Below are 7360 nucleotides of genomic sequence, written 5' to 3'. Positions count from 1 at the left end.
GTGCACGGTCGCCGGATACTTAATCCATTTGGCTATGTAGCCGATAGACAGAACCACGAACGTGAGAATTGCGACAATTCCAATGACTTCAGCAATGACCGGGTTGACGCCAAAGGCCCGATGAGCCAATCGCCACGCTAGAGACAGGCCAGAGATACCCATTACCGCGCCAAAAAGGTTGACGGGCAAATGCCTGACCGAGTGTGTTTTGACCTCTGCTCCAGCGGAATGACTTACAGTCGTACTCATCTCAAGCTCCACGAAAAATTGTCTGATTTTGCAGCGTACCCAGGAAAACGGGTCCGGCTAGCCGTATGCTTCGGCTCGCAGATTTGTTGGCCCGTTGGGAATGACTGAATTATGGTAGCCGGAGTGCGCGACTGAAAGATGCAAGATGTGGCAGTTTCGGCCAACCTTCGATCTGGTTTCTGCCAGCCAAAACAGCATGGCCGAATTTGTCGTATTTGAGGCCGGATTGGCCTTCCCAGGTGCAGCACGCTACGCGAAAGTCGCCAGCCAGCGGCCTCGCAAATCACACGCCCTCTCGGAACCAGGCCCTCACCCCTGGACGGACTACACCGGCTCGCCGGCCCGCCCCCATACGAGCGCAGGGGACATCGTTTCCTCCAGCGTGCAGCGTACGCTGCACGGCGCCGCAAATACGGACAGTGGCAGATAGCCCTTTCAGTACGGCCGAAATTGCAGGTTTGCCTACGCCGAGCAGCGGGTTGTGATTCCATCCGCGTTGACGCGTAGACCAGGCTCAAAGAAAGAGCGGTCTGGCCGGAAGTGAACTCAAGCTGTCCGTCAAACGGAGAATTAGTAGTACAGAATGCTCGGTACTCATCGCGCGAGCGGAAGGCTACCCCGTCCTCCTTATCCTGGAATCCATGCGCAATGCACCATGGCACGCCTGCACATTATTCCGGGCCGTTGCCCAGGGGGAGGATAGCGCCTGTCATTTCGGCGCCACTTACATTGGATTAAATATGGCTTGGACTATTCTATCTATTGCTGGACTACTGGAAATAGCTTTCGCGTTTGGGATGAAGTGGTCGGAGGGGTTCAGTCGACCAGGGCCCAGTTTGTTCGCCATCGCCACGGGCCTGACGAGTATTGTTCTGCTGACGCTGTCTCTGCGTAGCCTCCCGGTTGGCACCGCATACGCCGTGTGGACGGGTATTGGCGCGGCGGGTACCGCGGCAGTGGGCATGGCTTTCCTTGGGGATTCAATAACCGGCGCTCGAATCCTTTGCCTGGCGCTGATTCTCTGCGGCGTGATTGGCTTGAGACTGGTTGGAGGGGAGGCGGCCTAGCACGGCGCCCGCCGCCCAACCCCGGGGCGGCCTTGGCTTGCTGGACGCCCTATCCCTGCATGCCATCGTGGCCACCCGTCGGGTCAACGGACTTTGCCTGCCCGGCGAATTGTCTGCGGTAGGCGAGCGGGCTCTCCCCATAGTGTCGCCGAAAGACGAACCGGAACTCCTTGGAATCCGAGAATCCGCACATCGTGCAAATCTTTGCAATCGGGTAAGTGGTCTCCCTCAGCAGTCTGCTTGCCTCGGTTGCACGGGCAGACTCGACAAAGATGCTTGGTGCCACCTTGGCCTCCTCCTCAAATTTCGCCTGGAAGTTCCTCGGGCTCATGGCAGCCTGCAGGGCTAGTTGCTCAATCGTCAGCGGCTTGTCCAGGTTTCGGCGCACCCATTCCTGCACCTCGAAAATCTCACCGTGCGGCCGCACCCGCGGGCCACATGAACGCCCGCTGAACTGGAGCTGCCCTCCGAGCCTGCGCGGGAAGATGATAAGCTCCCGCGCCACTTTCATCGCGACGGACTTCCCAAAGTCTTCCTCGACCATCCCGAGAGCCAAGTCCATTCCGGCGGTAACGCCAGCGGATGAATAGACCTGCCCATCCTTGATGTAGGGCCTATCGGGCTCGACCTGAACACGAGGGAACCTGGCGGCGAGCTGGTTTGTGGCGTCCCAGTGGGTCGTGGCACGCTTCCCGTCCAGCAGCCCTGCGTTGGCCAGCACCATGGCGCCAGAGCAGATGGAGCCCAGCCGGCGCACGACTTTTGCCTGGTCTTTCAGCCATTGCACGGTGATCTCCCCGACCGCCATTGCCGTCCTGTTCTGCATCCCGGGTACCAGTAGCGTATCAATGTCCCCGAGGTAATCGGCAATGGTCATGTTTGGCGTAACACGGATGCCGTTGGAAGCGATGACAACGTTTCCGTCGATTCCCACCAAGCTGATTCGATACGCGTGAGGGCTTCCTGCCTGTCTCGCCGCCTCGCTGAAGACATCCATTGGGCCGACGACATCGAGCAATTGCACGCCCGGGAAGATCAAGATAGCTATGTGCATGATGGGAAAATTCCGGTCTTGGATGATACGAAACGAGTCTATTATTTAAACCAAACAATGTCGCTAAGATGGCCGTATGTCATGCATCAAAGTCTGAATCTGTTGCCGGGCAGATCATGAAGATGGAATTAACGTAATGTGCATCCACAAGTCGCGTGCGAGGTAACTATCGTCTCGGGTTGTGGAGCTTTTCTGGTTTCAACTCACGGGGCATTGATGACCGTAGTTGAAATTTCGGTTAGACCGATGTGCGGTGGATCGTTCTTTGCAGGCGGCTCAAGGGGCCGCCTAACCGTAGTGGCGGAAACTGTCCCAAGGTTGGCGGGCCATGCCGCGTGGGGACTCTTTACCCGGAAAGCACCGCAATCGAGAATGTTCCTGGAGTTAATCGGCTTGGCGTAGCGTCGCAGATGAAGCGATCCGGCGGTCCGGTTAGCGATGGCTCTGAATGAGAGAGCGAAAGATTCATTGGAGAAATGGACCGATTCGTTTGCTGGGGATTTGCTCGATTCGGTTCAATGAAGGGATATGTATGCTGCGAATGGCTGTTGATGCAGGGTTGGAACGGTGGGTTGCTCGGGTCAGAAAAGATGCGGACGTCCCGGTGCGGATCAAGCTATGGACCGGAAGCGCCTTCGACCTGGGACGCTTCGGGAACCCGAAAGTAACGTTGTCGGTACGCGACTCAAGAGCGTTGCCTTACCTTGTATCGCCAAGCTTGGACAGTCTTGGTGAAGCGTATGTGCAAGGAAGAATCGATGTTGATGGCGACATCACCGACATTATCCATATGGGCTATCGCCTCGCGGAATTGGGCTCGGACGATGGGGGCACGTGGGACCGATTGGCCCAGACAGTCCGGCGATTGGGGCATTCCAAGGACGAAGACAAGGCCGCCATTGAATATCATTACGATGTCTCCAACGAGTTCTACAGTCTCTGGCTGGACGAGAACATGGTGTACTCGTGTGGCTACTTCGAGGATGGAAGCGAGACCCTGCATTCCGCCCAGTTAAAGAAGATTGACCACATTCTGACGAAGATTCGCGTCCAGCGAGGGCAGACTTTGCTGGATATCGGTTGCGGATGGGGTGCCCTTGTCATTCGCGCCGCCCAGAAATACGGGGCGAAGTGCGTTGGCATCACCCTCTCCGAGAATCAGTATCGCTTTGCCAAAGAGCGGGTGGAGAGGCTCGGTCTAGCGTCGTCGATCGAAATTCGCCTGCAGGACTATCGCGACGTTGCGGGTACCTTTGACCGGATTACCAGTGTTGGCATGTTCGAGCACGTCGGCCTGGAGAATCTGCCGCGCTATTTCGGGAAAGTCGCCTCCTTGCTGTCGGAGGGTGGGGTCGTGATGAATCATGGCATCACATCAAGCGATGCCTCTAGTGCAGACTCGCCCCATGGCGGTGGCGGATTCATCGATAAGTATGTCTTCCCGCAGGGTGAGTTACCTCATATCTCGTTGGCACTTAAGGCGATGCAAGAGGGCGGAATCGAGGCGCTCGATATCGAGAATCTGCGAAGGCACTACGCACAGACCCTGTCTATGTGGACCGAGCGTTTTGAGGAGAAGGCCGCGGAGATTCGCGAGGCCATCGGTGAGAAGAAGTATCGAATCTGGCGCGTATACCTGGCGGGTTGCGCGTTTGCGTTTGATGTCGACAACGTGGCCATCTACCAGGTCGTTGGGCAGAAGGCTCGTCGCAACGCGGGGTCCATCCCCTGGTCGCGGAAGTACATGTACCGAAAGACGGAGTAATAGTCAGGTCCCACGGCTAGCGACTTGCTGTCGTGGCGACCTGATCTTGCGAGTCGCTCAACTCTCGTCTGGCCTTCGGAAGCCATATGACCATGCGCCAAGGATTTCGGGAAACTGAAGCGGAGGGAGGCGCAGTGCGGGCTGAGAGCATGAATGCGAAATACTGGCACGGTCGCTTCGACCAGGCCAGGCGCGTTGATGTTCCTGTGTAAGGGGGCATGGTGCGCCATAGCAGTAACCCGATTGCCAATTACGCCGAGAACATGGTCGGTCATCGCTGCGTCACGGGCCTGGGAACGTTGGAAAGCGGTTTCGGCGCCTTCAGCTTTGTCCGCCACGTGATTGAGCAGACAACGGAACGAGCGTTCCCCGCGAACTTGATGATGGCGGCAGAACTGCTCCCGCGCGTAGAACTGTCCGAGGCGTTGCCGGGCGACCTCGTCTTCTTCAATACCGAGATGAGAGCGTTCTCCCACGTGGGAATCCTGTTGTCCGAAGGCGCCTTCGTTCACGTACTCGGCAAGTGCGGGACCGTCGAGTACGGGTCGATTCGTTCCTTCCGGTGGCGGTCGATCGTAAACGGTGTCAGGCGCTGTCCTCAGTGTGTCTGCGGCCCGTGAGGCCTGCATCTGGATGCCGCGATACGGCCGCGAACACCTGAGGGGCCGTATCTGCCAACGGAAATTTCAATGAATGCAATCTTTGATTGACCGGAGGTCTTGACGGCGGTCATAGGCTGGAAGCGTTTCGCGGTGTCGTCGTCACCGATTCGCTTCCAGACGGTTTGTTTCGCTTCGAGCCTCATCAGACTCGCACGGACAGGCCGAAGCCTGTTTAGAAAGTGTAGTTGACTGACGATAGCGCGTACACAGCAAGGCGTCGCTGGACAACTGGGCTTCGCGCCGTATCGCCGAGCAAGCCAGTAACCGAAACTGCGCTGGTGATAGCCCAATTGCTTGTCAGCTTATGGGTCCAGACGAGTCTCGAGTCGGCGCCATATACGCCGGAATGGGCGGCGTATTCATTGAAGCCCGAAGTGAGAGCTTGCGACCCCGTTACTCCAAAGAAGGTCTGGTTGTACTTGCGGGTTCCGGCGAGCACGCCGACATCAAGGGAAACAACATCCCGGTCAGTCTTTGCCAAGTCGAACTTCGCTGCGGTACGAGAAGTGATTCCGCGCTCGCGGTGCGTGAGCGGAACCCTGAAAGTTGAGGTGAGGGAGATCTGCGGGGTCAGGGAAAAGCCCAGTTGGAGGACGCTGACAGCGGAGCCGCTGATGTCACCCATGCCGCGCAGGTGGTCGGAGCCCGGGAGCCCAGGTCGATTCTCGTCCTTTCGTCCCAGATCGTAGGTCAATGCAGCACTGCCAAAAAAGCCACTGGATGAACTGAAACGGGCTCCGATGCCGTCTGTCGCGGAGGCAAAGAGTCCATTCGGCAAAGTCACGGCGAAGGTAGGAAGTGCCACCGCGTGGTAGTCTTTGCTGCCCAGGTACCTCGGCACGACACCCCCGGCCAGGCCGACGCTGTATGACGTCGTCGACGATGGAGATTGACTCCCAGTCTGATTATCCACGGTGGATGCGGCGGCGAAACCGAAGGTACAGCAGCCGAGGAGTAGTAGTAGATTGCGCATGGTAAAAAACAGGCAGGTTGATAGTGCATCCGACTATACGAATGGAGCCTGCCTGCGTGGGTCATGGCTTTGTGTAGATTTGTCTCCAGTTGTCAGGCCATCTTGCGTCCGTCGGCGGACGCTCCAGGAAGAAGCATGACGAAGCGAGCGCCCCCCAGTTTGGACTGCTCGCATACGGCGGACCCATGGTGTGCTTTCACGACCTGCATGACGATAGAGAGGCCGAGGCCATGGCCACCCGTGCGTCTGTCGCGACTGCTGTCAAGACGATGAAATGGCTGAAAGACCAGCACTCTCTGACCCTCAGGGACGCCGGGCCCGTCATCCTCCACGGAGATGGTGACCGTATGACCTGACGTCTCAAGGACAGTGATCACCACACTGCTGGTGGCGTAGCGTATGGCATTACGAAGAAGATTCGCGAGGGCGCGGCCAATGCCGTGCGATTCGCCGCATAGACGGGRAACGCCATTAAGCTGGGCGTGGACAGAAATGTTCGCAGCGGCGGCCTCAGGCCTGGTTGCCTCTATCGCCATCTCGATGACGGGTTGGACATCGAACGGTGCGCGAGTTACGCCCGGCAGCAGGTGCTCCAGGCGGCCGAGTTCAAGAATCTCGGCTACGAGCGACTCCAGTTCCTTGATATCCCCATGCATTGCTTCCGCGCGCGCATGTACCTTGCTTAGAGAGGTGGATGACTTCAATAGCTCTAGCTCAAAGGCGACGCGAGAGATTGGCGTGCGGAGTTCGTGGGACACGGCGTTCATCAGATGCTTCTGCGCCTCAAAAGAGAGTTCGATGCGATCGGCCATCTGATTGAAACGGCGAGCTAGTCCGGATATGTAGGATGTTCGGGGGAGCTGCGAGCGCGCGGACATGTCGCCGTGCCCGAACTCTTCGGCGACAGAGCTTAGTGAATCCAGTTCAGTCCAATGGCGACGCACCCATAACAAGCTTGCGGCGAGAACCAGCGCTGCGACAATTCCGTACGCGGCGTAGAAGACGGCCTGTGTTCTGAACTTTGTTTTTCCAACGCGGGCGGCTAACGTTGTCGAGCCAAGGCGCAGGTAGAAAGCGTTGCCGTCGGCTGCGAACACCGGGAGACCATCGTGCAGGTCTGCGAGGTCCTGCTCGTGTATGAGGTCGGACGGAGGAATTGATACCAGCGAAAGCCGGTTGCGGCTGCGTAGATTCAGATCGTCGATGACATGCGGCCACTCGGCGTATGGATGGGAGAGGATGCGTTGCGAGAGTAGGTCGGAGTACCCTTGAACGGCCTCCCGCTGCATCTCGGTGTACCGGCTATGGAAGACCCGCGGCAAGCCAAGGTCCACCAATGCAATTGCGGAAAAAGTGGCAACCAGGACAAATACATACAATCGGATAAGGAAGCGTCGCACGGTTGCTACCAGGCCGAAGGGCTTAATAAATAGCCTTGGCCCCAAATGGTCTTGATGCGTTCAGGCTTATCCCATGAGTCCTCGAAGTGACGTCTCAGCCTGCAAATGTAGTTGTCAACCGACCGGTCGAAGCCGTCAAAGCCAAAGCCACGCAGCTCCTTAAGAATTTGGTCTCGATCTAGTACAGTTC

General features: G+C 57.6%; 8 protein-coding genes. 3 read left to right on the top strand and 5 right to left on the bottom strand.

Going from position 1 to position 7360, the window contains the following annotated elements; all coding sequences use genetic code 11:
* A partial coding sequence (locus tag AC1DO7_RS37650; protein WP_477117320.1) for an SLAC1 family transporter occupies positions 1 to 249 on the bottom strand: 249 nt, incomplete at its 3' end.
* Positions 250 to 989: 740 nt separating this feature from the next.
* Between AC1DO7_RS37650 and AC1DO7_RS37645 the strand changes: the two genes are divergently transcribed.
* On the top strand, positions 990 to 1316 hold the full coding sequence (locus AC1DO7_RS37645) for a DMT family transporter (protein WP_441619087.1): 327 nt from the start codon (positions 990 to 992) through the stop codon (positions 1314 to 1316).
* A gap of 49 nt (positions 1317 to 1365) precedes the next feature.
* Here the strand turns inward: AC1DO7_RS37645 and AC1DO7_RS37640 are convergent, their stop codons facing one another.
* A complete protein-coding gene (locus AC1DO7_RS37640; protein WP_441619089.1) occupies positions 1366 to 2370 on the bottom strand; it encodes a GlxA family transcriptional regulator in 1005 nt (334 codons plus the stop codon).
* A 532-nt stretch (positions 2371 to 2902) separates the two neighbouring features.
* Here AC1DO7_RS37640 and AC1DO7_RS37635 point away from each other — a divergent pair.
* Together AC1DO7_RS37635 and AC1DO7_RS37630 are read left to right on the top strand one after the other, a co-directional pair.
* Positions 2903 to 4135 (top strand): class I SAM-dependent methyltransferase, encoded by a 1233-nt coding sequence (locus AC1DO7_RS37635; RefSeq protein ID WP_441619091.1) that lies wholly within the window; start codon positions 2903 to 2905, stop codon positions 4133 to 4135.
* A 218-nt stretch (positions 4136 to 4353) separates the two neighbouring features.
* Positions 4354 to 4755, top strand: a complete 402-nt coding sequence (locus tag AC1DO7_RS37630) for a C40 family peptidase (RefSeq protein WP_441619093.1) — start codon at positions 4354 to 4356, stop codon at positions 4753 to 4755.
* A gap of 214 nt (positions 4756 to 4969) precedes the next feature.
* On the opposite strand, the gene AC1DO7_RS37625 is transcribed toward AC1DO7_RS37630, so the two are convergent.
* The 3 genes from AC1DO7_RS37625 to AC1DO7_RS37615 all read right to left on the bottom strand — a co-directional run.
* On the bottom strand, positions 4970 to 5770 hold the full coding sequence (locus AC1DO7_RS37625; RefSeq protein ID WP_441619095.1) for a MipA/OmpV family protein: 801 nt from the start codon (positions 5768 to 5770) through the stop codon (positions 4970 to 4972).
* Between the two features lie 92 nt (positions 5771 to 5862).
* Complete coding sequence (locus tag AC1DO7_RS37620) at positions 5863 to 7170, bottom strand: ATP-binding protein (RefSeq protein ID WP_477117319.1); 1308 nt, start codon at positions 7168 to 7170, stop codon at positions 5863 to 5865.
* Positions 7171 to 7175: 5 nt separating this feature from the next.
* A partial coding sequence (locus AC1DO7_RS37615; protein ID WP_477117318.1) for a winged helix-turn-helix domain-containing protein occupies positions 7176 to 7360 on the bottom strand: 185 nt, incomplete at its 5' end.

It is taken from the genome of Cupriavidus sp. 05N40 (assembly GCF_056397305.1).
The sequence above is the reverse complement of the archived record's forward strand: the minus strand, read 5'-3'. Positions and strand labels throughout refer to the sequence as shown.